The following is a 25,081-nucleotide window of genomic DNA, read 5'->3' on the forward strand; positions in this document are numbered from 1 at the left end:
CCCCGCGCGCACCGCCGTCCGGCACCGGGTCACCCTCGCGGGCGGGCCCGCCCGGGCCGGATCGGCCCCGCGCGGAGCGGGCGGCCCGTCCCGCTCCGCGACGCACCCGCGGACACCGCGGCCCCGGCCGTGATCCGCCGGACAGGCCCTAGCGGCGGTTCAGCGGGGTGTTCGCGGTGATGGTGCCGTCGGAGCCGGACACCGTCACCGCGTGGCGGACGCCGTCCGGGCCGAGGACCACGGCGCGCCAGGCGCTGCCGCCGCCCTGCTGGGCGACCGCGCGCAGGCCCTCGACCTTGCCGCCCTCCACCGCCGCGGCCGCCTTCTCCGCCGCCTGGCCGATGGGCAGGGCGGGCAGCGGCGCGGGCGCCGGGGCGTGTGCCGGGGCGTGCCTGGCGGAGCCGCCGCGCGCGGGGCCGGCGCCGTCCCGGATCTTCGGCTCGGCCTTGCGCCCGCCCTCGGGGGCGTGCGCGTGGCCCGGTTCGGGGCGGACGAGGTGGCGGGCCCGGTCCGCGTGGCCGTGGTGGTGGCCGGCCACGGCGACCGCCGTCGCCCCGCCGCCCACGATCACCGCGGCCGCACCGACGGCCACCGCCCAGCGCGCGCCCGTGCCCCGGGGGACCACGCCGCCCAGCCCCTTGCGCGCGGGCTTCGCCTGCTCTTCGGGCTGTTCGGGCTGTTCGGGCTGCGGGAAAGACTCAGACATACCGGGACTCCTCAGGCACAACCGGGCACCACACCCGGCTCGTCGCCGAGCATGCCGAGGCAATGCTGAAGCCCACCTGAAGGCGCCTGAAGACCCCTTCAGCAAAGCCCGTACCCCACCTGAGACCCTGGTCGGCATGCGCGTACTGGTGGTGGAGGACGAACGACGGCTGGCGCTCGCCCTCCAGCGGGGGCTCCGGTCGGAGGGCTTCTCGGTGGACGTGGCCCACGACGGGCCGCAGGGCCTGTGGATGGCCTGCGAGCACGACTACGACCTGATCGTGCTCGACATCATGCTGCCCGGCCTCAACGGCTACCGGGTCTGCGCCCGGCTGCGCGCCGCCGGCAACGAGTCCGGGATCCTGATGCTCACGGCGAAGGACGGCGAGTACGACGAGGCCGAGGCCCTGGACACCGGCGCCGACGACTTCCTCTCCAAGCCCTTCTCCTACCTCGTCCTCGTCGCCCGGCTCCGTGCCCTGGGCCGGCGTACGGGCCGCCGGAGCCCGCGGACCATGGAGTTCGGCGACCTGCTGGTCGACCCCGCGCGCCACCTGTGCTCCCGGGGCGGGACGGAGATACGGCTGACCGCCCGGGAGTTCGCGGTGCTGGAGTGCCTGGCCCGGCGCGCCGGCGAGGTGGTGCCCAAGCGGGAGATCCTGGAACAGGTGTGGGACAGCGCCTTCGAAGGCGATCCGAACGTGGTCGAGGTGCACGTCAGCGCGGTGCGCCGGAAGATCGACGCGCCGTTCGGCCGGTCCGCCCTGGAGACCGTGCGCGGTGCCGGATACCGGCTGGCGGCCGACGGTGGCTGAGACACGGGCGCAGACACCCGCGCGGACGCCCGCGCAGACCCCGGCCGGGACCCCGGCGGAGCCCGGCGCCGTGCGCCGCCTGCTCGGCCGCGTACGCGGACCCGTGCGCCGCCTGCTGCGGCGGATCGGGCCCGCCACCGTCCGCGGCCGGGCCACCGCCGGCGCGGTCGTCGTCGTGGCAGCGGCCCTCGCCCTGGCCTCGTTCGCCCTGCTCGGGCTGCTCAAGGCCAACCTGCTGCGCAACGCCGAGCGCGACGCCGAGCGGCAGGCCCTGACCATCGCCCGGCTCGCCGCCGCCGGCGGCCTGGACCGGATGCGCGCGCCGCTGCCCGGCGCCGACTTCGTCCAGGTGGTCAACGCCCGCGGCCGGGTGCTGCGGGCCACCCCCAACCTGGCCGGCGCGCCCGCGCTCGGCCCCGGCGGGCCGTCGGGCCCCGGAACCGCCTTCCACACCTGGCGGGTCCGGCCGCTCGGCGGCGAGCACCGGCTGAGGGTCGTACAGGTCACCACGGACACCCCGCAGGGCCTGGTCACCGTGTACGTCGGCACCTCCCTGCGCGACGTGGACGCGGCCGACGACACCACCACCGCCGCGCTCGCGGTCGGCGGGCCGCTGCTCCTCGCCACGGTGGCCCTGGTCACCTGGCGGGTGACGGGCCGCGCCCTGCGGCCCGTCGAGGCGATCCGCGCGGAGGTCGCCGAGATCACCGACCGGGACCTGCACCGCCGGGTCCCGGTACCCCCCACCCGCGACGAGGTAGCCCGCCTCGCCGAGACGATGAACGCCACGCTGGACCGGCTGGAGTCCTCCGGGCACCGCCAGCGCCAGTTCATCGCCGACGCCTCGCACGAACTGCGCAGCCCGCTCACCGTGCTGCGCACCCAGCTGGAGGTGGCCCTGGCCGTCCGGGACCCTGAGCTGTGGCCGGAGCTGATCGGCGGGGCGCTGGAGGACACCGAGCGGCTCCAGCACCTGGCCTCGGACCTGCTCCTGCTGGCCCGGATCGACGCCGCCCAGCCCGTCGCGGCGGCCCGGCTGGACCTGGGAGACGTGGTGCGGTCCGCCGTGGCGGCACGGCTGGGCGACCGGGTGCCCGTACACACGGAGCTGGAGGCCGGCGTGCAGGTGGAGGGCAGCGAGCTGTGGCTGACGCGGGTGGTCACCAACCTGCTCGACAACGCCCAGCGGTTCGCCGACCGCCGGGTCGAGCTCGTCCTGCGCACCACCGCCGACGGGGCCGGGGCTCGGACGGCCGTACTGGAGGTGCTCGACGACGGTCCCGGCATCCCGACCGCCGACCGGGAGCGGATCTTCGAGCGGTTCACCCGGCTGGACGACGCCCGCAGCCGCGACCACGGCGGGGCCGGCCTGGGCCTGGCGATCGCCCGCGACCTGACCGCCCATCACGGCGGCACCCTCACCGCCGAGCCCTCCGACCACGGCGCCCGCCTGCGGGCCGTCCTCCCGACCGCCGCGCCCGCCGTCTCCTGACGGGAACTTGACGCCGGCCGACCGGGTCCATACGCACCGCTGACGTACGGGCGTCGCCGACGGGCGTTCAATGGGAGCCGGACGGTTGGCGACGCGGGAGGGGCCGGCGGTGGGAAGACGACGGGTGGTTGTGGGCGTGAGCGGCGGGCCCGGAAGTCTGGCGGCCCTGCACCGGGCCGCCGACGAGGCCCGGTTGCGCGGGGCCGGCCTGTGGGCGGTGCTGGCCTGGCAGACACCGGGCGGGGGTCCGGCCGCCCGCGGCTCCTGCGCCTGCACCCCCTACCCCCAGTACCGGGAGGCGGCGGCCACGCGGCTGTGCGAGGCCCTCGACGCCGCCTTCGGGCCGGGCGGCCCGGGCGTCCCCCTCACGGGGCAGATCGTACGGGGCACCCCGCGGGCCGTCCTGGTCGACGCGGCCCGGGACGCCGACGACCTGCTGGTGGTCGGCGCGGGCCGCCGGGGCCGGCTGCTGGGCGCCCTGCGGCCCTCGGTGGCCCGCCACTGCCTGGCGCACGCGCCGTGCCCCGTACTCGTCGTGCCGCCGAACCCGCTGGAGGCCCAGCTGCACACCGTGCGCCGCCGCAACGCGTGGCACCTCCCGCTGGACGCACGGGAGCTGGCGGGCTGACCCGGCGCGGACCCACGCGAACCCGCGCGGCCTACCGGCATCGGCCGGGAAGCGGTCGGCGATTGTCCGGTTCGGGACCGTGCGTCACGCGGGGGACAAGCTAGGATCACGGCGTGGTCACAGCCAGGTCCCCCCGTACGCCGCAGATCCGCGCCTCCGCGGGCCTGCTGCACCTGCTCGGGCTGACCCTGCTGCTGCTCGGCCTGCTCTGCGCGCACGGCGCCGGCCCGCACGGCGCCGCCCACACCACCACCACGGCATCGGCCGCCCGAACGGCCACGCCCCCGGCCTCGGCGGCCCCCGCCGACCGCCACACCCCCTCGCACCCGGTCCACGACTGCGCCCCTCTGCCTCCGCGGACGGCCTCCCCGGCGGACGCGACCGCCACTCCCCCGGCGGCCACCGCCGCCCGGCCCGCCCCCGTGGCCCGCCGGGACGCCGCCGGCCACCACGGCCCGGCCTGCCACCCGGCCGGAGCCACCGCTCCGGCGTACCCGGCGGCCTCCGCCGTCCTCCAGGTGTAGACCCGGGATCCTTCCGGGCCCGTCCCGCGATCCCCGCCGCCCCCCGCCCACACGGGCCGAGGGGTGCCCGCCGCACGGAGGAACCTTGTCGACCCTTCCCCGCGTACGCCCCTTTCACACCGATTCACCCTGGTATCGCATGCTGGTCGTCGGCATGCTCAGCGCGCTGCTCCTCGCGGCCCTCGCCTGCTCCTCGCACGGTCACACCGACGTCTCCTACGGCTCGTCAGCCGCCGGAGCAGCACTGGAGCCCGGGCCGACAGCGCCTGCAGAGCCCCTGGGCCACGAACACCCGCATCCCGGCCACGGTTCCAGCTGCGCCTCCTCCGACCCGGCCCCCACCGGCCAGGGGCCGGCACCGCTGTCCGCCGGGCCCGCACGGCCTTCGGCGGGCGCGGGCGCCGCTCCGGCGGCGGCCCGGGCGGCGCCCGCGCGCCCCGCCGGGCCGGCCGTCGCCCGCTCAGGACGTTCCACTCTGACCATCGTCTGTCGATGGCGGCTCTAGTCCGCTCCCGTAAGCCCGTTCGCAACGGCTGACGTATGCCCCCAAACGGGCGGACCCTGCCCTGCCCAGGCTCGGCAATACCCACGAGCGCGACCACCGACGCACCATCGAACGAGAGCGGAACAATGCATTCTTCGGCCACCGACGTCACTCCCCCCGCCCGCTCCGGCCTCTCCGGGCTGGTCGGCAACACCCCCCTGCTGCGCGTGTCGGAGCCCCTGGCCCCGGCGGGGCGCGGCTTCTGGGCGAAGCTCGAGGGCTTCAACCCCGGCGGCATCAAGGACCGGCCCGGCCTGCACATGGTCGAACGGGCCCGCGCCCGGGGCGAACTGAAGCCCGGCGCCCGGATCATCGAGTCCACCAGCGGCACCCTCGGCCTCGGCCTCGCCCTGGCCGGCATGGTCCACGGGCACCCCGTCACCCTCGTCACCGATCCCGGCCTGGAGTCGTCGATGACCCGCCTGCTGACGGCGTACGGGGCGCAGGTCAACGTCGTCTCCGAACCGCACCCCACCGGCGGCTGGCAGCAGGCCCGCCGCGACCGCGTCACCCAGCTGCTGGCCCAGCACCCCGGCTCCTGGTGCCCGGACCAGTACAACAACCCGGACAACACCACCGCCTACACCCCGCTGGCCCTCGAACTGGCCACCGAGCTGCACCACATCGACGTCCTGGTGTGCAGCGTCGGCACCGGAGGGCACTCGGCGGGCGTCTCCCGCGTCCTGCGCCAGCTCTACCCCGAGCTGAAGCTGGTGGGGGTGGACACCGTCGGCTCCACCATCTTCGGCCAGCCCGCGCGGACCCGCCTGATGCGCGGCCTCGGTTCGAGCATCTACCCCCGCAACGTCGCCTACGAGCAGTTCTCCGAGGTGCACTGGGTCGCCCCGGGCGAGGCCGTGTGGACCTGCCGCCAGCTCGCCGCCTCCCACTACGCCGCCGGCGGCTGGAGCGTCGGCGCCGTCGCCCTGGTGGCCGGCTGGCTGGCCCGCACCCTGCCCGAGGACACCCGGATCGCCGCGGTCTTCCCCGACGGGCCGCAGCGCTACCTCGGCACCGTGTACGACGACGACTACTGCGCCGCGCACGGGCTGCTGGACTCCCCGCCGGCCGCGGAGCCCGAGACGATCGGCCGCCTGGACGAGAAGGAGGTCACCCGCTGGACCCGCTGCGCGGCCGTGGTGGACCCGCTGGCCCTGCGCGCGTCGGAGGTTCCCGCCTGATGAAGGGCACCCTCGCACAGGTCCGTACGTACGAGCGCAGCGTCCAGCTGCTGATGGTGAACCAGTTCACCATCAACCTCGGCTTCTACATGCTCATGCCCTACCTCGCCACGCACCTGGCCGGCCCGCTCGGGCTGGCCGGCTGGACGGTGGGGCTGATCCTCGGCGTGCGCAACTTCAGCCAGCAGGGCATGTTCCTGATCGGCGGCACCCTCGCCGACCGCCTCGGCTACAAGCCGATGATCATCGCCGGGCTCGCGCTGCGCATCGCCGGGTTCGCGACCCTCGGGCTGGTCGACTCCGTTCCGGCGCTGATCGCCGCCTCCGCGGCGACCGGGCTGGCCGGGGCCCTGTTCAACCCCGCCACCCGGGCCTACCTGGCGGCCGACGCGGGCGAGCGCCGGGTGGAGGCCTTCGCCCTGTTCAACGTCTTCTACCAGGCCGGCATCCTGCTGGGCCCACTGGTGGGCATGGTGCTGACGGGCGTCGACTTCCGCGTCACCTGCCTGGTCGCGGCCGGCATCTTCGCGGTGCTGAGCATCGTGCAGATCCGCGCCCTGCCCGCCCGCCGGGGCAACGACGCCGCCGAACGCTCCGGGGGCCCCCGGGAGGGGGTGCTCGTCCAGTGGCGCGGGATCCTCGCCAACCGGCCGTTCCTGCTGTTCTCCGTGGCGATGATCGGCTCGTACGTGATGACCTTCCAGGTCTACATGGCGCTGCCGCTGGAGGTCCGGCGCGTGGGCGGCGAGGGCGGCTTCGGCACGGCCGCGGTGGCGGTGCTCTTCGCGGTGTCCGGGCTGAGCACGATCCTCTTCCAGACCCGCGTCACCGCTTGGTGCAAGGCCCGTCTGGAGCCGGGCCGCGCGCTGGCCTGGGGGCTGCTGGCGATGGGGGCGGCGTTCCTGCCCCTGTTGGCCGCCACGGCGCTGCCCGTACCCCAGTCGCAGCTGGGGACCCGGCTGCTGGCAGCGGTGCCGCCGGTGCTGGCGGCACTGCTGCTGGCCGCCGGGACGATGATCGCGTACCCGTTCGAGATGGACACCATCGTCCGGCTCTGCGGGGACCGCCTGGTCGCCACGCACTACGGGCTGTACAACACGGTCTGCGGGGTCGGCATCGCCGTCGGGAACCTGCTCACGGGGGCGGCCCTGGACGCGGCCCGCTCCGCCGGGATGTCGGCGCTGCCCTGGCTGGCCCTGTTCGTGCTGGGCCTCGGCTGCACGGCCGCCCTGTACGGCCTCGACCGCACGGGCCGGCTCGCCCCGGCCGCCCGCGTACCGCGCGCCGAGGCCGTGCCGGCCTGAGCCCGCACCCGCCGCCCGGCTCCGGCCGGGCGGCGGGTGCGGGGGGTGTCGACGGGGTCAGGAGATCCCGTACCACTGGCTGGCCCAGCCGGTGTTGATGGTGCTGGTGGACTGCTCGGCGAGGTTCAGGGTGGCCGGCAGGGAGTTCTGGCCGGTCAGGACGGTGCTGTAGCGCAGGTTGGGCGGCGTGAGGCCCGCGTTGACCGAGATGCCGGCGCCGGTGGACTTCAGGGTGAGGGCGTTGGTGGCCCAGTTGCCGTTGAGCAGGAGTGCGATGAAGTAGGTCCCGGGGGCGGCGGTGAACGGCTTGGCGAGGGCGAGCGGCTTGGCGACGGGGTCGGTCATCAGTTGGGGGGAGATGTCCGGGGTGGCCGCGCGCAGGGTGCCGGTGGCGTCGTACACGCCCAGGTAGCAGTTGGAGAGCTGGGCGTTGGGGTCGAGGCCGGCCAGCCCCAGCCAGATGTTCGACCAGGTGGTCTCCTGGCGGAGGACGATCCGCACCAGGGTGACGCGTCCTGCGACGCCGGCCGCGGACTGGGCGGTGACGTGGCCCGCGTCGTTCGGGTCGCCGGTCCAGGCCAGCAGGTTCTGGTCCTGCGGGCGGGGCCCCTCGTACCCGGCCCCGGTGCCGCCGGGTGCGGGCGGCGGCGCCACGGCCGCGGGGGAACCGCCCGCCGCCTTCGGTTCCTTGTCCGGTGAGGTGCAGCCGGCCAGGACGAACAGCGCGGCGAGCGCGGCGGCGAGAGAACGCGCGGCGGTGGTGCGGGTGGACATGCTTCCCCCAGGTGGTGCGGATGTACCGGGGGTCATGGTCACATGCCCGTGAGGGGCCGGGTCCGTCGGTTGACGGTCCCGGCCCCTCCGGTCTGCGGACGGGCCCGGTCGGGGCCCGCTCAGAGCCTGGTCAGACGCGGTCGGCGGCGATCAGGACGTACTGGAAGGAGCCGTCCTCGTAGGACTTGATGAACGCCTCCTCGATGCCGGTGACCAGGGACGACGTGGCGCGCAGCTTCCAGTAGGGCAGCGTGTCGGGGGTCAGGTCGATGACGGCCTGCGGGACGAGGCGGTTGTCGGCCATGGCCCGCAGGTACTCGCGGCGGGAGTGGATGTTGCACTCGAAGTGCGCGTTGATCTGCGAGACCCACTTGGAGGGCTGGCCGTAACGCGGGTTCCAGCAGCCGGTGATGGTCACGTAGCGGCCCCCGACCGCGAGTACCCGGGAGTGCTCGGCGAAGAGGTCGTGGAGGTCGACGTACATGCTCGACTCGTTGTTCCACGAGCCCGCGGCCTGGCCGGTCTCGAAGGGGGTGTTCAGCATGTTGCAGACGCGGGCGCGGACGTGGTCCTCGATGCCGAGTTCGCGGGCGCGCTGGTTGGCGAAGTCGGCCTGCTTGGTCGACAGGGTGACGCCCTCGACCTTGCATCCGAAGCGCTGGTGGGCCATCACCATCGAGCCGCCGCGGCCGCAGCCGGCGTCGACGAGGGTGTCGTCGCGGCCGACGGGGCCGAGGTGGTCCAGGAGCACTTCGGCCTGGGCCGACTCCAGCCGGTGCAGCTCGGCGATGAGCTTCTTCTCGTATTCGCTGTCCTCGGTGTCGCCGAGGGCGGCGTGGTCGATGTCGCCGATGCCGTAGTGGTGGTGGTAAAGGCCGTCGACGTCGCCCAGGCGCAGGTTGACCGGGCGGGCCTCGTTGTTCCAGTAACGGGCGATGTCGCCCTGGTAGGGCGTCGTCGGCGCGGGGATGTGCACGGAGCCGACGGAGGGGTTGGTGGTGAGATCAGTGCTGGTCACGAATAAATCCATCCTTACCAGAAATCGGGCAGGCTGTAGCGATAGGTGTTGGTGCTGTGCCAGTAGTGGTTGCCGTCGACCCAGACGGCCACGCCCCGCAGGAAGCGCAGCACGGTCGGTACGGGGCAGGCGGCGGCCAGTTGCGCGGCCTCCGCCTCGAAGGCGTGCATGAGGTCGTTGTGGACCTGGACCGCCTTCAGGTAGGCGTCCTTGTCGGACAGGCCCTCGCGCTCGGCGATCACCACGGGCAGGTTCAGGTGCTTGCCGCGGGCGTCGAGCTCCTTGGTGTACGAGTACAGGTCGTTGGCGATGGTCGTGGCGTTCCCCGCGAGCGCGATGACCCGCTGCATGGCGGGCTGCGCGTGCAGGTCCGGCGGGAGTTCGTAGCCGCCGACGGTGTCGGTGATGGTGGGGCAGGGCCGGAAGTTGTTGAACTGGCGCATCGCCAGGTACTCGGCCACCTCCGGGACGTACTCCGTCTCGGCCCAGGCGGCTTCGGCGAGGTACCCCATGTGGAGCCGCGCCATGTCGTGCCGGAACCGGTCGGCCTGGGAGGGGGTGGCCGCCCGGGCGAAGTACTCCATCGCGGAGCGGTAGGAGCGGCGCGGCGCGTCCGAGAGGAGCGACTCCTCCCACGCCGGGGCGTACTCCTGTGTCGTGTGGACGGGGTCGAGTGCGGTGTGCGCCAGCAGGAGCCTTCCGCCGAGACCGACGGGCGAGCCGCCGTGGTCCTCGCAGTAGATGTCGTCCACCACGTTCTCGGCGACCATCAGCCGGGTGGCGATCATCAGGTGCTCGACGGTCGGGGCGTCCGGGTGGCAGGCGACCATGTAGCGGCCCACGGAGAAGCCGTCGAACTGGTCCTCCCACTCCGGCGGGTACGCCTGGACCTCGTCCACCGCCCAGCGCTTGATCCGGCGGCTGACCTCCTCCACCCGCACCGGGTCCGGTTCCGGGACCGGGTGGTGGTAGAGACCGGGGATGGGCCTGCCCTGCGCCGGCGCGGCCGACGGCGCGGGAGGCCCCTCAGGCCGGGCGAGGTGCAGGGCGGTCGTGCCCAGACCGCTGGGCCCGCGGATGATCCGCTGCAGGGCCTCGCCGGCCTGCCGTACCGTTCCCTCACCCGCCGGCGGCGCGGCCGCCGGCGGGGTGTGGGTGCCGAAGGGCAGGAGGGGCGCGGACGGCAGGGCGGGCCGGGTGGCCGCGGGGGCCGTGACGACGGGCGTCGCGGCGACCGCTGCTCCGGGGACGGCTTCGGCCGCGGCGGCTTCCGCGACCGGGGCGCCGGCCGGGGCCCGGCCCAGGCTCAGGGTGTCGGCCAGGACGTGCGCCCCGAAGTGCGCGGCGGCTGAGGGCAGGCTCGACTGCAGAGGGGAAGGCCCGGGGTCGGGCATCCGTGGCTCCTTGGTGAGGTCGGTGAGGTGGCCCGGATCCCGGGCGTGCTCGGCCGGGCCCGGGGTGGGCCGGGGGGCGCGGCCGGTGGGCAGGTCCTCTAGTCGCGCCTGCGGGCGATCTGTACGTTCTCCAGGACGCCGAGGGCGTCGGGCACCAGGATGGCGGCGGAGTAGTAGGTGGTGACCAGGTAGGAGATGATCGCCTGCTCGTTGATGCCCATGAAGCGCACCGACAGGCCCGGCTCGTACTCCTCGGGCAGACCGGTCTGGCGCAGGCCGACGACGCCCTGGTTGTCCTCACCGGTACGCATGGCGAGGATGGAGCTGGTGTTCTGCTTGCTGATCGGGATCTTGTTGCAGGGCAGGATCGGCACGCCGCGCCAGGCCGGGACCTGCTGGCCTCCGACGTCGACGTGGTCCGGGTAGAGCCCGCGCGCGTTGAACTCGCGCCCGATCGCCGCGATCGTCTTGGGGTGGGCGAAGAGGTACTTGGTGCCGCGGCGGCGGCAGAGCAGTTCGTCGAGGTCGTCCGGGGTGGGCGGGCCGGAGTGCGTCTGGATCCGCTGCTTGAAGTCGGCGTTGTGGAGCAGGCCGAACTCGCGGTTGTTGATCAGCTCGTGCTCCTGGCGCTCGCGCAGCGCCTCGATGGTGAGCCTGAGCTGTTCCTCGGTCTGGTTGTGCGGGCCGTTGTAGAGGTCGGCGACCCTGGTGTGGACCCGCAGGACGGTCTGCGCGACGGAGAGCTCGTACTCGCGGGGGTTGAGCTCGTAGTCCACGAAGGCGGTGGGGAGTTCGTACTCGCCGGTGTGGCCGGCCGACATGGCGATCTCGGCCTCGCCGTGACGATTCTGCCGCTGGTGCGGGAGCGAGCTGAACTGCTCGATGTGGGCCTGGAGGGTCGGCGCCGCGGACAGCACGGCGGCGAACTCGCTGCGGGAGAGGGTGAGCAGGGTGCCCGGGGTCTCTGCGGTGGCGGTGTAGTCCCAGCCGGCGTCGCCGTCGAGCAGGGCGTTCTCGCCGAAGCGGTCGCCGTCGGCGAGGGTGGCGATGGCCACCTCGTCGCCGTACTTGCCGATGGAGGTCTGGGTGATCCGGCCGTGGGCGATCATGTGGATCTGGTCGGCCGGGGCGCCGCGCTCGACGAGCACCTCGCCGGCCCGGAAGTCGCGCTGGACGCACCGGCCTGCGATCGCGGTCAGCACCTCCAGGTCGTCGAAGCCGCGCAGCAGGGCCAGTTCGCCGAGTTCCCGGGGGATCACCCGGACCGCGGCACCGTCCTGGACGAACTCGATCCGCCCGTCGCCGACGGTGTAGCTCAGCCGGCGGTTCACCCGGTAGGTGCCGCCCTTGGTCTCCACCCACGGCAGGCTCCGCAGCAGCCACCGGGAGGTGATCTCCTGCATCTGCGGGGCGGACTTGGTCGTGCTGGCAAGGTTGCGGGCGGCCGCGGTGCTCAGGCTGGACTGCTGCGGCGGATCCAGCTGGGCTTCCGGGCTGGTGTCAACGGTCATGCGACGAGCTCTCCTTCGTAAGCGCGGTGACGGGCACAAGCGCACGTAACCGGTGAAAAGGAAAAAAGAGGGCGAATATCCGGGAATCCGTCCAGATCTCGAGTGACAGTAACGGCCGGTGCGCCCGGATGACCTTGAAACGCCGATGGCATTACCTCGATGCAGTGATCTTGATGGGCGGGAGGTTTGGCGCGGCCGACGACGGTATTCGGCCGGGTCGGGCACGAAAAAAAGCCCCTCCCGCCGGGGAGGCTTTCGCCGGCGGGAGGGGCTCAGGGGCCGACCGTCAGGTGCGGTACGCGAAGTAGCGCGCGTCCGGGTAGGACGCGATGATGCTCGCGAGCGACTTACGGTACGTATTGGTGGAGTGGTACGTGAGGTACGGCATCCCCGCACGGCTGCGGTAGCTGACGATCATGGAGTGGTCCTTGGACCCGTCCTTGTTGAAGTCCAGCTGCAGGATGTCGCCGATGTCCATCTGGTACACGTTCGCCAGGTTCGCGGCCCGCTCGTTGGAGAGGGTGAACCAGGCCCACTCGTTCACCCCGACCCAGGAGTCGGACTGGCGGGTGCCGTCGTACCACCAGTTGCGGTAGTCCGACGAGGAGCCCGGGACGGGCTTCCAGCCGCCGGCCTTCAGCGCCTGGCTGATGAAGTTGGTGCAGTCACCGCCGTTCCCGCTGAACTTCCGGTAGGCCGGGTTGTAGCTGCTCCAGTACTTCTCGGCGTACTTCGCCATGGCGTTGTAGTCGTACGCGCCACCGGTCAGCGTCTTGGGCTTGGGCGCCGGGGCCGGGTACGTCGTGGACGCGGGCGTGCCGTCCGGGTACTGGTTGCCGTCGTCCTTGACGGTGGCGGCGACCTTGGCGGCCACGGGCTCGTTGACCGCGACGGGAGCGTTGGCGCTGTCCTGGGACTTGATGGAGGTCAGCTCCCAGGAGCCGCCCTTCTTGCCCGTCAGCGTCAGCTCGTAACGCGTCTTGAAGTCCGTGGTGTCCGGCTCGTCCCCGCGCACCTTCTTGTAGGTGAGCGTGGTCTGCTCGGTGACCTGGACGGTCGCCTTGCCCCCGGTGATGGTCGCCTTGTCCACCTCGACGCGGGTGTCGGCGGCCGTGTAGGCCTCACCGAGCTCCGCGAGGCGGGTCTTGCGGGACTTGAGCGACGCGATCGCCGCGCCCTCGTCCTTCTTCAGCTTGTCCGACAGGCGGGCCTTCTTCTTGGAGGAAGGCGCCGCGTCCCGGTGCTTCACACGGCCGTCGACCAGAGCCTGCGTGCGCTGCGAGAGCACGTCGTCGGCTATGCGGGCGAAGGCGTCCGCGGTGGCGCGGTCGGCGTCCTCCGCCGTGCCCGCGCTCGCGGAGTAGGCGAACAGGCTGCCGGAGGCTATGGCCACGGTCAGGGCCCCTATGGCGGCCAGCCTGAACCTCTTAGGTATCACTGTGTATCCCCTTGTCACCCGGTCCACACAGACCGGGAGGACGGAATCTTCGCACAACTGGGCGACCGTGTGGCCGCGTTCCGTTTCGCCCCCTGTTGCCCGGCAATGATCGCCCGGACCGCCCGGCCGCGTGACTCCGATTCCGCATCGCGAGACGCTCCGGCGCCGCACTCCGGTTCCCACCACCTCCTCACCGCCTTCACAGGAAATGCATCTAGGGTGTAGGCGGAAGCGGAGCACAGGGGGCATACGGAGTGGGCAGGCAGGACATGTCCTCAAGAGGGCGATCACGGGGCAGGCGCGCGGCTCCGAAGGGCGGTGGCGCGGCCCCGAGGGACGGCGGCGCGGCCCCCGCGGGCCGTCGCAGGAAGGCCCGGAGCCGCCGGGCGCCCTCCGGTTCCGGCCTGGCGAGCCGCCTCGCCCCCCTCCTCGGACCGGCCCTCGACAAGGCGCGCCCGGCGCTGCGGCGGCTGCGTCCGGCGTACCCGCGGCCGGGACGCAGCGGCTGGCGCAGGTGGATACCCTCCGGCCGCCAGTGGCTGGGCGCCCTCCTGTACCTGATCGTCGGCATGACCGGCTTCGTCGGAATCGCCTACGCCACGACGGACATACCCGACGACCTCAACTCTTTCGCCACACAGCAGGACAATGTCTACTACTGGTCCGACGGGTCGACGATGGCCCGCACGGGCTGGGTCCAACGGCAGGAGATGCCGCTGGAGAAGGTGCCCGAGAAGGTCCAGGGAGCCGTCCTGGCGGCCGAGAACGCCAGCTTCTACTCCGATCCAGGAGTCTCCCCGTCCGGCGTGCTGCGCGCCGTGCGCGCCGCGCTGACGGGCGGTGAGACCCAGGGCGGGTCCACCATCACGCAGCAGTACGTGAAGAACGCCTACCTGAACCAGGACCGCACCCTGTCCCGGAAGTTCACCGAGCTGCTGCTCGCCGTGAAGCTGGACAGCCGCGCGGGCAAGAAGCAGATCCTGGAGGACTACCTCAACACGAGCTGGTTCGGGCGCGGCACGTACGGCATCCAGCGCGCCTCCCAGGCGTACTACGGCAAGGACGTGTCGCAGCTGAACGCCAGCGAGGGCGCCTTCCTGGCCTCCCTCCTCAAGGGCGCCGGCCTGTTCGACCCCTCGCTCGGCAAGGAGAACCACGCCCGCGCCGTCGAGCGCTGGAGCTGGATCCTGGACCGCATGGTCGAGACCGGCCACCTCTCCGCCACCGAGCGCGCCACCTACACGAAGTTCCCGGAGCCCTCGGACGCTTCCCTCGTGGGCATGCCCGGAGCGCAGAACGGCTACCTGGTGGAGATGGCCAAGGCGTACGCGATCAAGGCCGGCCACCTCAAGGAGTCCGACTTCGACCTCGGCGGCTACCAGATCTACACGACCTTCGACAAGAACCGGATGGCGGCCCTGACCGCGGCGGTCCAGCAGGCCCAGAAGGACTTCGACCCCGAGCGGCGTCCCGACACCGACAAGTTCGCGAAGATCGGCGCGGCCAGCGTGGCCCGCGACGGCCGGCTGCTCGCGGTGTACGGCGGCCCCGACTACCTGAAGCAGGGCTTCAACGAGGCGAACGCGACGACGATCCCGGCCGGCACGGTGTTCACGCCCCTCGTCTACGCCGCCGCGCTGGAGGACGGGGTGCTGCGCACGCGCGGCCAGGCCCGTACGCCCGTCTCGCCCACCAGCGTCTACGACGGCAACGACCAGGCGACCGTGCAGACGCCCGAGGGCCCGTACTGGGACCGCAGCGGCAAGGTCCTCAAGGGGCACAACGAGGGCGACCGCAGCTGGGGGCAGATCACCCTGCAGCAGGCCGTCGCCAACTCCGTCAACACCCCCATGCTCCAGCTCGGCCTCGACGTCGGGCTCGACCGGGTGGAGGCGTACGCCGAGCGTTCCGGGCTGCTCGCGTCGAGCCTCGGGCCGCGGATCCCCACCTTCGCGCTCGGGGAGAACTCCAAGCCCAGCGCGATCCGGATCGCCGGGGCCTACCAGACCTTCGCGGCGGACGGCATGCACACCGACCCCTACTCGGTGCGCTCGGCCACCCGGGCGGGCGCCGCCGTGCCGCTCGACCCGCCGAAGGCGGTCAAGGCGATGTCGCAGAAGACCGCCCGGACGGTGACGGATGCGCTGCGCGCGGCCGTCAGCGAGGGCTCGGCCAAGTCTGCGGCCAAGGCCCAGCCGGGAGCGGCGGGCAAGACCGGCACGACCGCGGCGAACACGGCGGGCTGGTTCGTGGGCACCACCGCTCAGGAGACCACGGCGGTGGTGGTCTACCGGATGTCGCTGCTGGACCTGATCCCGCTGCCGCTGACCGGGCTGGGCGGCGACGCCCCCGCGAAGCCCGGCAGCGCACGGGCGGTCGACCTGTGGGCCGACTACGCCAAGGCCGTGAAGTAGCCGGAACAGCGGACGGAGGGGCCGGGTGGCGTGCGCCGCCCGGCCCCTCCGTCTTCTCCGTCTTCCGGTCCTACTTGACGATCGACTTCCAGTCCGGCGCCTGCGCCGGGTCGAGCATCCGCAGCTGGGCCAGGACCTTGGGGTCCTGGACGTCCATCCAGTCCGCCACCTCCCGGAACGAGGCGCAGCGCACGTCCGGGCGGTTGCAGACGTCCTTCATCACGTCCTCGACGGCCTTCATGTAGATGCCGCCGTTCCAGTCCTCGAAGTGGTTTCCGATGAACATCGGGGCCCGGCTGCCGTTGTAGACGCGGTTGAAGCCGTTCATGTAGGAGCCGCGGACCTGCTCCCGCCACGCGGGGAACTTCGACGGGTCGCCCTGGGTGCTGTCGCCGGACTGGTTGTAGAGGAAGTTGAAGTCCATGGAGAGGACCTGCACCTCCTTGCCCTGGAGCGGGACCAGCTGGAGGGGGAAGTTCCAGATGCCGTCGATCTTGGACGGCCACATCTGGAAGTCGCCCGATGAGCTCGCGTCGTAGCGCCAGCCGTACGGCTTGATCGCGGTGATCAGGTTCTTCTGCCCCTCCAGGCAGGGCGCGCGGCCGCCGACCACTTCCCGGTCCGGGTCGAAGGGCAGGGGCGCCTCGCGGCTGAAGCCGGTGTTGGTCTTCCAGGCCTTCATGAAGCCGTAGGCCTGGTCGATCTCGCTCTTCCACTCCTCGGGGCTCCAGTCCCCGCCGCCCTTGGGGCCGCAGAAGTGCCCGTTGAAGTGGGAGCCGATCTCGTTGCCGTCGGTCCAGGCGCCGCGCAGCTGCTGGATCGTGTCCTTCACGTGCGGGGCGGTCGGGTACGAGATGGCGGCCGCGCCCTGGCCGTGCTGCGGCGGGCGGTAGAGGGACTTCTTCGCGTCGGGCAGGAGGTAGATGCCCGTGAGGAAGAAGGTCATGTGGGCCTTGTTCTGCTTGGCCACCTGACGGAAGTGCGAGAAGAGGTGGTCGTCGCCCTCCAGGGCGCCGTCCCAGGAGAAGACCACGAACTGCGGCGGCTTCTCGCCCGGCTTCAGCTTCTCGGGCTTGAGCTGTCCCGGCTGCGGTCCGGTGTAGGAGGTGGAGCCGTCGCCCAGCACCTCGACCTTGCCGTCCCAGTTCGGCTTCGGGCCCTTGCCGGCGCCTGGGCCGCCGGTCAGGCCGCCCGCGCCCGCCGGGGACGAGAGCCGTGCGTCGCGCTGCGCGTCCGAGGAGTCCGAGAGCCCGACCGCGAACGCGGTGGCGGCCCCGCCGATGACGAGCACCGCGCCGGCTATGCCGAGGCGCTTGCGGTTGCGGGCCGTACGGCGTGCCTTGCGGGCCGTACGGGACTTGGCCCGGGCACCGGCGGCGGCATCGTTCTCGGCCATCGCGGTCGTACCCCCCTGAATCTCCGCAGCAGGGCCGCGCATGGATGCTTCGTACGAATATAGAACTTGTTGGCACGCGACCCGTACCACACCCCCCGTACAGCACCCTTTCACAGCCGATCCACAGCCCGGCGGCCGTTCGTGGCAACGGAGTGCGGCACTCGGGTGAATCCTGCCGCCCGCAGTGCCGGAGCACAGGGGTCCGGGAGGCCGACGGGGCGATAACGGCACCATGACGCAGTCCCCCGCGGCCGAGGCCGCCGAGATCAAGGTCAGCTTTGCCGGGACGGAGGCCGCTGCGGCGTTCGACGCCCTCGGCCTCGACCGCGACGACGGCCGGCGCCGTTCCGTCCACTTCTGGGACAGGCCCGCGAAGACCTCCGGCGAGACGATTTCGCTGCCGCTGCTGGAGCGGGGCGTCATCCTGCGGCTGCGCCGGGACCGGGAGGGGCACGGCTCCAAGGACGAGGCGGACATGACGGTCAAACTGCGTCCGTGTCCCGATCTGCTGCCGCCTCCTTGGCTGAAGGGGCGCGAGGGCGAGGAGTGGGAGTACCGGATCGAAGAGGACCGGGCGGCGCCCGCCTTCCATCACGTGGTGTCGGCCTCGCTCCAGGCCGAGGTGGGCTTCGCCGCCTCCCTCGACCCCGGTCCGCCCGGCGGGCTGCTCATCGAGGAGCAGCTGGAGCTGCTCGGCGCCGCCGGCGTGACCGACGGCGGCCTCGAGGGCCTGACGGCACTGGGCCCGGTGCACGCCGTCAAGTGGAAGCAGGAGTGGGAGGAGCTGCCCCGGTCGGTGGCCGTCGAGGAGTGGACCACCGGGGGCGGGCTGAGGTTCGTCGAGGTCTCGGTACGCGCGGACCTGGAGGACGCGGCGGACGCGCAGCACCTGCTCGACGGGGCCCTGCGCGAACGCGGCCTCACCCCGCCGCCGACCGGCGACACCAAGACCAAGACCGTGATGACCGCGCTCGCCCGCGCCCTGCTGCGGTAGGTGCCCCGGGGCGGTCACACCGGTTCGAGGGCGGCAGCGCCGAAGGGCCAGGGTCCGGCGGCCGCCCTTGGCGACCCTGGCGCGGCGGACGCCGGCGCGCCAGGCAGCGCCTCGCTGACCGTCCGCTCCTGCCAGAGCTTCCACGGCTCGAACCAGTAATCGAACGGGACCGGGGCGGCCGGGGGCGGGTCAGAGCCCCTCCACCACCCGGATCAGTGCATCCATGACGTGGGTGCGCCAGCCACTTCCCATGATCTTCCGGGCCATCATCTGCATCGGGTCGTCCGGGTCGAAGCCCTCGTGGACGAGGAAGAGGCGGGTGCCGCGCCCCTCGGGTTCGAGCCGGCGGGGACCGCCGGTTCCGGTGCCACCGGGGCCGCCGCCGCGGGCAGGACCGCTCCGGGCGCGGTATCGCGGCGACGGTGCTCCCCGAAGGGGGTCGCTGACGGCCGCGAGCCGACTGCCGTCCTCGAACACAGGGGCTTCACTCTGGGCACTGACTGAACATTCAGTCAGTAGATGTGGCGGCAAAACGCCCCCGTCATCAAGGGCGGGGAGGGGAGGGGTCTCAGCCCTGCCTGAGCCCGGCCAGCTCGGCGTCGATGGCGCCGAGCATCAGCTCGCGCGCGTGGCCGATCCTGATGCCGCCGCTGAGCCAGCGCATGCTGAGCCCTTCCAGCAGGGCGGTGAGCCGCTCGGCGGCCGCGGCGAGCGCCGAGGCCGGGACCATCGGCTGGACCTGGCCCAGCAACGCGGCGACCTCCTGGACCCACACCAGGGTGGCCCGGGCGAGGTCCTCGCGCAGCACCTCGTCGAAGACGGCGCTGGCCCGCAGCTCGCCCCAGGCCGCGCTGTTCTCCCGCACCTCCACGGTGTCCTGGAGCTCCAGCAGGAGGGTCTCCTCCAGTTCCTGGCGGGGCGAGAGCGGCGGCTCGGAGGGGTCGCGGTCGGCGGTGTACCGCTCGGCGCGGTCGTTGATGAACTCCAGGGTCTGGCGCAGGACCCCGGTGCGGTCCTTGAAGTGGTAGTAGATCAGGGCGGTGGACACCCCGGCCTCGGCCGCGAGTTCTTCCACGCGCAGCCCGCGGACCCCGCGCCGGGCGATCACCCGGGCGGCCGCTTCGAGGATCTGAGTGCTGCGAGACGCCATGTTCGGCACCTTACCGGGGCGCTCCCGGCCGGACGTAAGCGGCCCGTCACCGGGCGTTCGGGCCGCGCCGGGCGCGGCCCGCCCCCCGACCGGTGCGCCGCCCGCCCGCCGGGGCACCCCGGTGGGCATCGGAGCGCCGGCGGAACGGGCTGCGACTGCGTGGCGCCGTGGATGCCGCCGCCCCCGCCCGCCATGCCGTCGATGTCGGCCTGGACCACCTGGCGGGCCGGGTAGGCGGCCCGGAGGATCGCGTGGGCCGTGCCGTCGGCGTACGGAGCGCCGAACCGCGGGACGATGACGGCGCCGTTCGGCGTGTAGTAGTTGGTGTAACTCGACAGGCACTCCTCCCCCTTGCCCCGGATCCGGCTCCGGTCGGGGCTGGGGAGCTCGGTGACGGCCAGGCGCCGGCCGCGGGCGTCCGTGGCCCTCTCCAGCACCCGCCTGGTCTCCTCGTAGCCGACCGGCTGGCGCCGGGTCGCGCGTCGCGGTTTGACTGAAAATCCAGTCAGTGTCAGAGTGGCGCCATCGGGCCGTTCCGCTTTCTCGTTTCTCGCCGAACGGCCGACCGCGGGGTCGACGCGCACCCTTGCCGTAGGTCCGGGCCCGAGCGCCTGGTCGCGCCCCCGCGTCCGTCCCGGCGCGGCGTTCCTGTCCCGCCGGTCCACGATCGGAGTCTCCGTGACGAACCCGCCCCCCGCTCGCCGGACCGTCCTGCGCACCCTCTCCGCTCTCGGAGCCCTCGCCGTCGGCTCCGCGGCCTGCGGTCCCGGCGAGCCGGCCCTGCGGTCCGGTACGCCGGCCGGCTCGGCCCGGTCCGCGTCCGGCGCCCCCGGGCGCCGCCTGGGCGCCGAGTGGGAGAGCCACACCCGCACCTTCATGTCCTGGCCGGCCCTGGCCGCGGGGGTGTGGGAGGAGGACCTGCGCTACGTCCGCGAGGACATCGCCAGGATCGCCCGTGCCGTCGGGAAGTACGAGGCGGTGGTCATGATGGCCCGCCCGGAGCAGGTGCCGGCGGCGCAGCGGGCCGTCGGCTCCCAGGCCGAGGTCATCCCGCTGGCCGTCGACGACCTCTGGGCCCGCGACACGGTCCCCGTGTTCGTCGAGGAAGGGGGCAAGGTCACCGGTGTCGACTTCAACTTCAACGGCTGGGGCAACAAGCAGACGCACGGCAACGACGCCCGGGTCGGGCGCGCGCTGCTGCAGAAGTACGGGATCCCCCGGGTGCAGGCGCCGCTGGTCGCCGAGGGCGGCTCCTTCGAGCCCGACGGCGAGGGCACGCTGATGGTCACCGAGAGCTCGATGGTCAACGACAACCGCAACCGGGGCAAGTCCCGCGACGCCGTCGAGGCCGAGCTGAAGCAGACCCTCGGCGTGGAGAAGGTCATCTGGCTGGCCGGCGTGCGCGGCGAGGACATCACCGACGCCCACGTCGACAGCCTCGTACGGTTCACCGAGCCGGGTGTCGTCCTGCTGGACCGCGCGCACCCCAGTACCCCGCCGGACTCCTGGTCGCGCTCGGCGGACCAGGCGAAGTCGGTCCTGTCGAAGGCGACGGACGCACGCGGCCGCCGCTTCGAGGTCATCGACCTCCCGCAGCCCGACCTGAACCGCATCACGGGCCGCGGCGACGACTTCGTGTCCACCTACGCGAACTTCTACATCGCCAACGACGCGGTGTTCATGCCCGAGTTCGGGGACCGCAAGGCCGACGACCGCGCCCGCGGCATCCTCCGGGAGCACTTCCCCAAGCGCGACGTGGTCCCGGTCTCCATCGACACGATCGCCTCGGGCGGCGGCGGTATCCACTGTTCCACCCACGACCAGCCCGGCAAGCCCGCCGCCTGACGTACGCCCGGGTCGGCCGCCCGACGCCGCCCGGCGGGGCGGCCGGCCTCCTGCGCACGAACGCCCCCGCCCGGCATCTCGGAGGCTTCCCGGCGGTCTGAGCGACCGGGCTCGCGCGGCCGGGACGCGGGTGGGTACGCAGACAAGTGAGGCCCCGCGCACGGGGGATGACGCGGGGCCTCGCACCCAACCATAGCGCGCCCCGGGCTCCGCACGACGGGCAGGCCCGGGTCGTCGGCCGAGCTCACCCCCGTGAAGCTCGAACCCGACCCGGTGCCCGCGCCGCCGCCGCCCCCCCTCGACACTTCAGTGGCGGAGAAGCATTGGTAACGTACACCAGAGTAACCGTCAGGCGTCAACCAAAGTGTTGCCCGCGCCCTCCAGTTGGGGTCCGAGGAACACTGTGGTGGGCAAAGGCTCGGCATCACGCCAAGGAGGCCGTGTACGTGGAGGATGACCAGTCGCCCACCTTCGCCCAGCTCCTGGACCACCTCTTCCGCGAGGTGCACCCCCCGTCCCGGGGGCCCTACACCTACGCGGAGGTCGCCGAGGGGATCCGCAGGGCCGCGAGCGGAGAGGGGCGCGGGGTGACGGCGAGCGCCATCCAGCAACTGCGCACCGGCGCCAAGCGGAACCCGACGAGGCACACCATCAAGGCCCTGGCCGACTTCTTCGGCGTGCCGGCGGGCTACTTCGTGGACAGCGCGGCCGCCGAACGCACCATGGCCGAGATCGGCCTCCTCGCCGCCATGCGCGACCAGGACGTCCGCAAGGTGGCCCTGCGCGCCAACGGCCTGAGCGTCGACAGCCTGAAGATGCTGTCCACCGTGATCGAACAGGCCCGGAAGCTCGAAGGACTCACCACCGACGACCCCGAGCAGGACCTGAACCTGGACGACTGAACCGCGCGCCGGTCGGCGACCGGACGACGCCCGCCCCGACACACCCCCCTGTGGCCGCTCTTCGCCAGGGGGGCGGCAGGCGTTTCCCGACCCCGCCCTCGAATCGGAATCGCGAACATGTCAGCATGGGGGCACATGGACCTTGAGCAGCTTCGCGCCACGTGTGAGGCGCGCGTCGAGGCGCTTCGGCTCCCGCACCGCTTCAGCACCCGCGATCTGCGCGACGCCGTCGCCGAACTGCGCGGACGCCCCATCGTCCTGCGCCCGCTGAGCACCCTGGGCGCCGTGGACGCCCCGTGCGGCATCCGTCTGGAGACCCCGGACGCCGACCTGTTGTTCTACGAGGAGGCCACCTCCCCCCTCCACCAGAACCACATCCTGGCCCACGAGATCAGCCACATCATCTGCGACCACCCCGGCAGCCTCGAACTGGACCAGGAGACCCTGCGCGCGATCGGGTTCAACCCCACCCTCGTCCAGCGCATGTCCGGCCGGACCAGCTACACCAGCGAGGACGAGCGCGAGGCCGAGGTGATGGCCAGCGTGATCCGACAACTCATGTACCGGGGACGCGAAAGCCCGTCGAGCCGGCCCGCCAGCGGCGCCGAGAGCTGGGACGCACTGTTCGCCGAGCCACACAGGAAGAAACGCCACCGGAAATGATCGACATCCTCTTCACGGGCACGGCCGTCGTGCTGCTGTGCTTCGCCGTCTACTGGGTGCGGGGACGCGGCGGACACCGCCCCACGGGCACCTGGGCGATCGCGGCGCTGCTGACCTCGTTCGCCCTCGCCTTCGCCTCCTACGCCCCCGCCGTGGAGCACGCCGTCGAATCGGTGGTCCCCCACGTCGCCCGGCTCCTCAGCAACACCTTCACCCTGACGGCGGCCACCTCCGTCCTCGCCTTCCTCTTCCAGCTCAACCTGGAGCGCGAGCGGGCCCACCGGCAGATCCGGCTGCGCGTCATCGCCCTCGCGGGCTGCGTCGCCGGCATGACCGTCTTCTTCGCCGCCGAGCAGCTCACCGGACGGAACCCGGCGCTGTACGCGTGCTACGTGCTCGTCTACATCTCCTACCTGGGGTACACGGCCAAGGACTTCCTGCTGCAGACCTGGGCCCAGTCCAGGCGCTCGACCCGCCGCAGCCAGCGCTGGGGCCTGCGCACGACTTCCGTCGGCTGCGGTTTCGCCCTCGTCTACGCCGCGTACAAGCTCTTCGCCCTGGTTTCCATCGGCCTCGGCCTGGGGCTCGTGCCCGACCACGCCCGGTGCTCGACGCCGCTGACCCCCTTCCGCTGCGCGTTCAGCGTGACCGCGCCCGCCGTCGCGGTCCTCCTCATCACCGTCGGACTCACCCTCCCCGCCCTGCTGTGGCCGCTCAGCCGGCTGCGCCGCCGCCGCTGGGAGCGGAACTCGTTCACCGCGCTGGAACCCCTGTGGCGGGAGGTCACCTCGGCGGTCCCCGAGGTCGTGCTCGACCCGGACGGCACCGGGGCCGACTCCCACGACCTCGACTTCCACCTCCACCGCCGGGTCATCGAGATCAACGACTGCGTGCTCGCCCTGCGCCGGTACCGTCAGGTGCCGGTACGGGACGCCGCGGCCGCCGAGGCCGCCCTCCGGGGCACGGCCGGCACTCCCGAGGGCGACGCCGAGGTGGAGGCGGCGGTCATCGCCGCGGCCGTCGAAGCGAAGCGCGACGGCCTCCCCCTCGACGGCGACGAGGCCCCGCCCGCCGCCGGCACCCGCTCCCGCAAGGGCGACCTCCCGGCGGAGACCGCCTGGCTGCTGCTCGTGGCGGACGCCTACGCGCGCCGCCCCGCACCCGAGCGCGCGGGCGCGGCCTCGTGACCGCCCCGCGGCAGGACCCCCTGCGCGACCCGCGCTTCTTCGCCGACCCCTACCCCACCTACGACCGGCTCCGCGAGGGCTGCCCCGTCCAGCGGATCCCCACCGGCTCCGGCGGCCACCACGCGTACCTGATCACCGGCCACTCCGAGGCGCGCGAGGCGTTCACCGACCCCCGCCTGTCCAAGGACACGGCCCGCTTCTTCGCCGGCCGCCCCTCGGACCGCGACCTGCACCCGGCCGTCTCCCGCAACATGCTGTCGAGCGACCCCCCGGCGCACACCCGCCACCGGCGGGTGGCGACCCCGCTGTTCACCACCGGCCGCGTCCGGGAACTGCGCCCCTTCATCACCCGGGTCGTCGACGAGCTCACGGCCACGTGGCGGCCGGGCACGCAGGTGGACCTGGTGGCGGACCTGGCGGTCCCCCTGCCGGTCACCGTCGTCTGCGAGCTCCTCGGCGTTCCCGAGGCCGACCGCACCACCCTCGCCGACCGGTCCCACGACCTCTTCGACGCCACGGACAGCGCCCGCATCGACGCCGCGTCACACCACATCGGCGACTACCTCACCGCCCTCGTGGACACGGCCCGCACCTTCCCCGGCGACGGCCCGCTCCACTCCCTCGTGCGCGCCTGCGAGAAGGGCGGCCTGGACGAGGACGAAACGGTCTCCCTGGCCGCCCTCCTCCTGGTCGCGGGGCACGAGACCACCACCCACTTCATCGGCAACGCCGTCCTGGCCCTGCTCCGGCACCCGGAGGCTTTCGACCGCCTGCGCCGGGACCCGGACCTGATCCCCGGCGCCCTCGACGAACTGCTCCGCCACGACTCCCCGGTGAGCGTGGCCACCTTCCGCCACAGCACGGAGGACCTGAGCATCGGCGGCACCGACATCCCGGCCGGCCATCCGGTCCTCATCGCCCCCGGAGCCGCCAACCGCGACCCGTCCGCCTTCCCCGGCCCGGACCGCCTGGACCTCGACCGCGACGCCGCCGCCCACCTCTCCTTCGGCCACGGCATCCACCGCTGCCCGGGCGCCCCCCTGGCCCGGGCCGAGGCGGAAGTCGCCCTCCGCACCCTCCTGACCCGCTTCCCGGACACCCGCCTGGCCGTCCCCGCGGAATCCCTGACCTGGCGCCGGACCCGCCTCACCCGAGGCCTGACCGCCCTCCCCCTCACCCTCGCCTGACCTTGCCGCCACCTC

Annotated in this window: 23 protein-coding genes and 1 pseudogene; 14 read left to right on the top strand and 10 right to left on the bottom strand. The window is 73.0% G+C overall.

Annotation, left to right across the window (positions count from 1 at the left end):
• Nucleotides 1-148 precede the first annotated feature (148 nt).
• A complete protein-coding gene (locus ACZ518_RS08145; RefSeq protein ID WP_469112180.1) occupies nt 149-706 on the bottom strand; it encodes a hypothetical protein in 558 nt (185 codons plus the stop codon).
• A gap of 136 nt (nt 707-842) precedes the next feature.
• Between ACZ518_RS08145 and ACZ518_RS08150 the strand changes: the two genes are divergently transcribed.
• From ACZ518_RS08150 to ACZ518_RS08180, 7 genes are all read left to right on the top strand, one after another.
• Nucleotides 843-1,520, top strand: a complete 678-nt coding sequence (locus tag ACZ518_RS08150; protein ID WP_469112181.1) for a response regulator transcription factor — start codon at nt 843-845, stop codon at nt 1,518-1,520.
• A gap of 124 nt (nt 1,521-1,644) precedes the next feature.
• Entirely contained in the window at nt 1,645-3,012 is a 1,368-nt protein-coding gene (locus ACZ518_RS08155; protein WP_469112348.1) for a sensor histidine kinase, read from the top strand.
• A gap of 70 nt (nt 3,013-3,082) precedes the next feature.
• On the top strand, nt 3,083-3,640 hold the full coding sequence (locus ACZ518_RS08160; RefSeq protein WP_469112182.1) for a universal stress protein: 558 nt from the start codon (nt 3,083-3,085) through the stop codon (nt 3,638-3,640).
• Between the two features lie 113 nt (nt 3,641-3,753).
• Entirely contained in the window at nt 3,754-4,164 is a 411-nt protein-coding gene (locus ACZ518_RS08165; protein ID WP_469112183.1) for a hypothetical protein, read from the top strand.
• Between the two features lie 139 nt (nt 4,165-4,303).
• Nucleotides 4,304-4,669, top strand: a complete 366-nt coding sequence (locus tag ACZ518_RS08170; RefSeq protein WP_469112184.1) for a hypothetical protein — start codon at nt 4,304-4,306, stop codon at nt 4,667-4,669.
• 125 nt (nt 4,670-4,794) lie between these two features.
• Complete coding sequence (locus ACZ518_RS08175; protein ID WP_469112185.1) at nt 4,795-5,889, top strand: PLP-dependent cysteine synthase family protein; 1,095 nt, start codon at nt 4,795-4,797, stop codon at nt 5,887-5,889.
• Complete coding sequence (locus ACZ518_RS08180) at nt 5,889-7,193, top strand: MFS transporter (RefSeq protein ID WP_469112186.1); 1,305 nt, start codon at nt 5,889-5,891, stop codon at nt 7,191-7,193. Before ACZ518_RS08175 ends, ACZ518_RS08180 begins: the two co-directional genes overlap by 1 nt.
• Nucleotides 7,194-7,250: 57 nt before the next feature.
• Here the strand turns inward: ACZ518_RS08180 and ACZ518_RS08185 are convergent, their stop codons facing one another.
• The 5 genes from ACZ518_RS08185 to ACZ518_RS08205 form a co-directional block, all read right to left on the bottom strand.
• Complete coding sequence (locus tag ACZ518_RS08185) at nt 7,251-7,967, bottom strand: hypothetical protein (protein WP_469112187.1); 717 nt, start codon at nt 7,965-7,967, stop codon at nt 7,251-7,253.
• Between the two features lie 130 nt (nt 7,968-8,097).
• The gene (locus tag ACZ518_RS08190; protein WP_469112188.1) at nt 8,098-8,997 is read right to left on the bottom strand and encodes a geranyl diphosphate 2-C-methyltransferase; all 900 of its coding nucleotides are present in this window, start codon (nt 8,995-8,997) and stop codon (nt 8,098-8,100) included.
• A gap of 2 nt (nt 8,998-8,999) precedes the next feature.
• Nucleotides 9,000-10,379 (bottom strand): family 2 encapsulin nanocompartment cargo protein terpene cyclase, encoded by a 1,380-nt coding sequence (locus ACZ518_RS08195; protein WP_469112189.1) that lies wholly within the window; start codon nt 10,377-10,379, stop codon nt 9,000-9,002.
• 98 nt (nt 10,380-10,477) lie between these two features.
• Nucleotides 10,478-11,890, bottom strand: coding sequence for a family 2B encapsulin nanocompartment shell protein (locus ACZ518_RS08200; protein ID WP_469112190.1), 1,413 nt, complete (start codon nt 11,888-11,890; stop codon nt 10,478-10,480).
• A gap of 286 nt (nt 11,891-12,176) precedes the next feature.
• Entirely contained in the window at nt 12,177-13,328 is a 1,152-nt protein-coding gene (locus tag ACZ518_RS08205) for an amidase domain-containing protein (protein WP_469112191.1), read from the bottom strand.
• A gap of 569 nt (nt 13,329-13,897) precedes the next feature.
• On the opposite strand from ACZ518_RS08205, the gene ACZ518_RS08210 reads away from it, so the two are divergent.
• Entirely contained in the window at nt 13,898-15,742 is a 1,845-nt protein-coding gene (locus tag ACZ518_RS08210) for a transglycosylase domain-containing protein (protein WP_469112192.1), read from the top strand.
• Between the two features lie 70 nt (nt 15,743-15,812).
• Here the strand turns inward: ACZ518_RS08210 and ACZ518_RS08215 are convergent, their stop codons facing one another.
• On the bottom strand, nt 15,813-17,138 hold the full coding sequence (locus tag ACZ518_RS08215) for a polysaccharide deacetylase family protein (RefSeq protein WP_469112193.1): 1,326 nt from the start codon (nt 17,136-17,138) through the stop codon (nt 15,813-15,815).
• A 232-nt stretch (nt 17,139-17,370) separates the two neighbouring features.
• On the opposite strand from ACZ518_RS08215, the gene ACZ518_RS08220 reads away from it, so the two are divergent.
• The gene (locus ACZ518_RS08220; RefSeq protein ID WP_469112194.1) at nt 17,371-18,132 is read left to right on the top strand and encodes a hypothetical protein; all 762 of its coding nucleotides are present in this window, start codon (nt 17,371-17,373) and stop codon (nt 18,130-18,132) included.
• Nucleotides 18,133-18,321: 189 nt separating this feature from the next.
• Here ACZ518_RS08220 and ACZ518_RS08225 read toward each other — a convergent pair.
• The 3 genes and pseudogenes from ACZ518_RS08225 to ACZ518_RS08235 all read right to left on the bottom strand — a co-directional run.
• A pseudogene (locus ACZ518_RS08225) lies at nt 18,322-18,474 on the bottom strand (SRPBCC family protein); the annotation flags it as partial.
• A gap of 226 nt (nt 18,475-18,700) precedes the next feature.
• Nucleotides 18,701-19,282, bottom strand: a complete 582-nt coding sequence (locus ACZ518_RS08230) for a TetR/AcrR family transcriptional regulator (protein ID WP_469112195.1) — start codon at nt 19,280-19,282, stop codon at nt 18,701-18,703.
• Nucleotides 19,237-20,001, bottom strand: a complete 765-nt coding sequence (locus ACZ518_RS08235; protein ID WP_469112196.1) for an agmatine deiminase family protein — start codon at nt 19,999-20,001, stop codon at nt 19,237-19,239. The genes ACZ518_RS08230 and ACZ518_RS08235 overlap by 46 nt, the downstream gene beginning before the upstream one ends.
• Between ACZ518_RS08235 and ACZ518_RS08240 the strand changes: the two genes are divergently transcribed.
• From ACZ518_RS08240 to ACZ518_RS08260, 5 genes are all read left to right on the top strand, one after another.
• Nucleotides 19,961-21,127, top strand: coding sequence for an agmatine deiminase family protein (locus tag ACZ518_RS08240; protein WP_469112197.1), 1,167 nt, complete (start codon nt 19,961-19,963; stop codon nt 21,125-21,127). The two genes, ACZ518_RS08235 and ACZ518_RS08240, sit on opposite strands and share 41 nt — an antisense overlap.
• A 446-nt stretch (nt 21,128-21,573) precedes the next feature.
• Nucleotides 21,574-22,029 carry a helix-turn-helix domain-containing protein gene (locus tag ACZ518_RS08245; protein WP_469112198.1) on the top strand — a complete coding sequence of 152 codons (456 nt, stop codon included), beginning with the start codon at nt 21,574-21,576 and terminating at the stop codon, nt 22,027-22,029.
• A 135-nt stretch (nt 22,030-22,164) separates the two neighbouring features.
• Nucleotides 22,165-22,692: a regulator component gene (locus ACZ518_RS08250; RefSeq protein ID WP_469112199.1), complete on the top strand. Its 528-nt coding sequence runs from the start codon at nt 22,165-22,167 to the stop codon at nt 22,690-22,692.
• On the top strand, nt 22,689-23,879 hold the full coding sequence (locus tag ACZ518_RS08255; RefSeq protein ID WP_469112200.1) for an MAB_1171c family putative transporter: 1,191 nt from the start codon (nt 22,689-22,691) through the stop codon (nt 23,877-23,879). The genes ACZ518_RS08250 and ACZ518_RS08255 overlap by 4 nt, the downstream gene beginning before the upstream one ends.
• Nucleotides 23,876-25,066, top strand: a complete 1,191-nt coding sequence (locus ACZ518_RS08260; RefSeq protein WP_469112201.1) for a cytochrome P450 family protein — start codon at nt 23,876-23,878, stop codon at nt 25,064-25,066. Before ACZ518_RS08255 ends, ACZ518_RS08260 begins: the two co-directional genes overlap by 4 nt.
• The last annotated feature ends 15 nt before the right edge of the window (nt 25,067-25,081 follow it).

Source organism: Streptomyces sp. NPDC033966 (genome assembly GCF_055575955.1).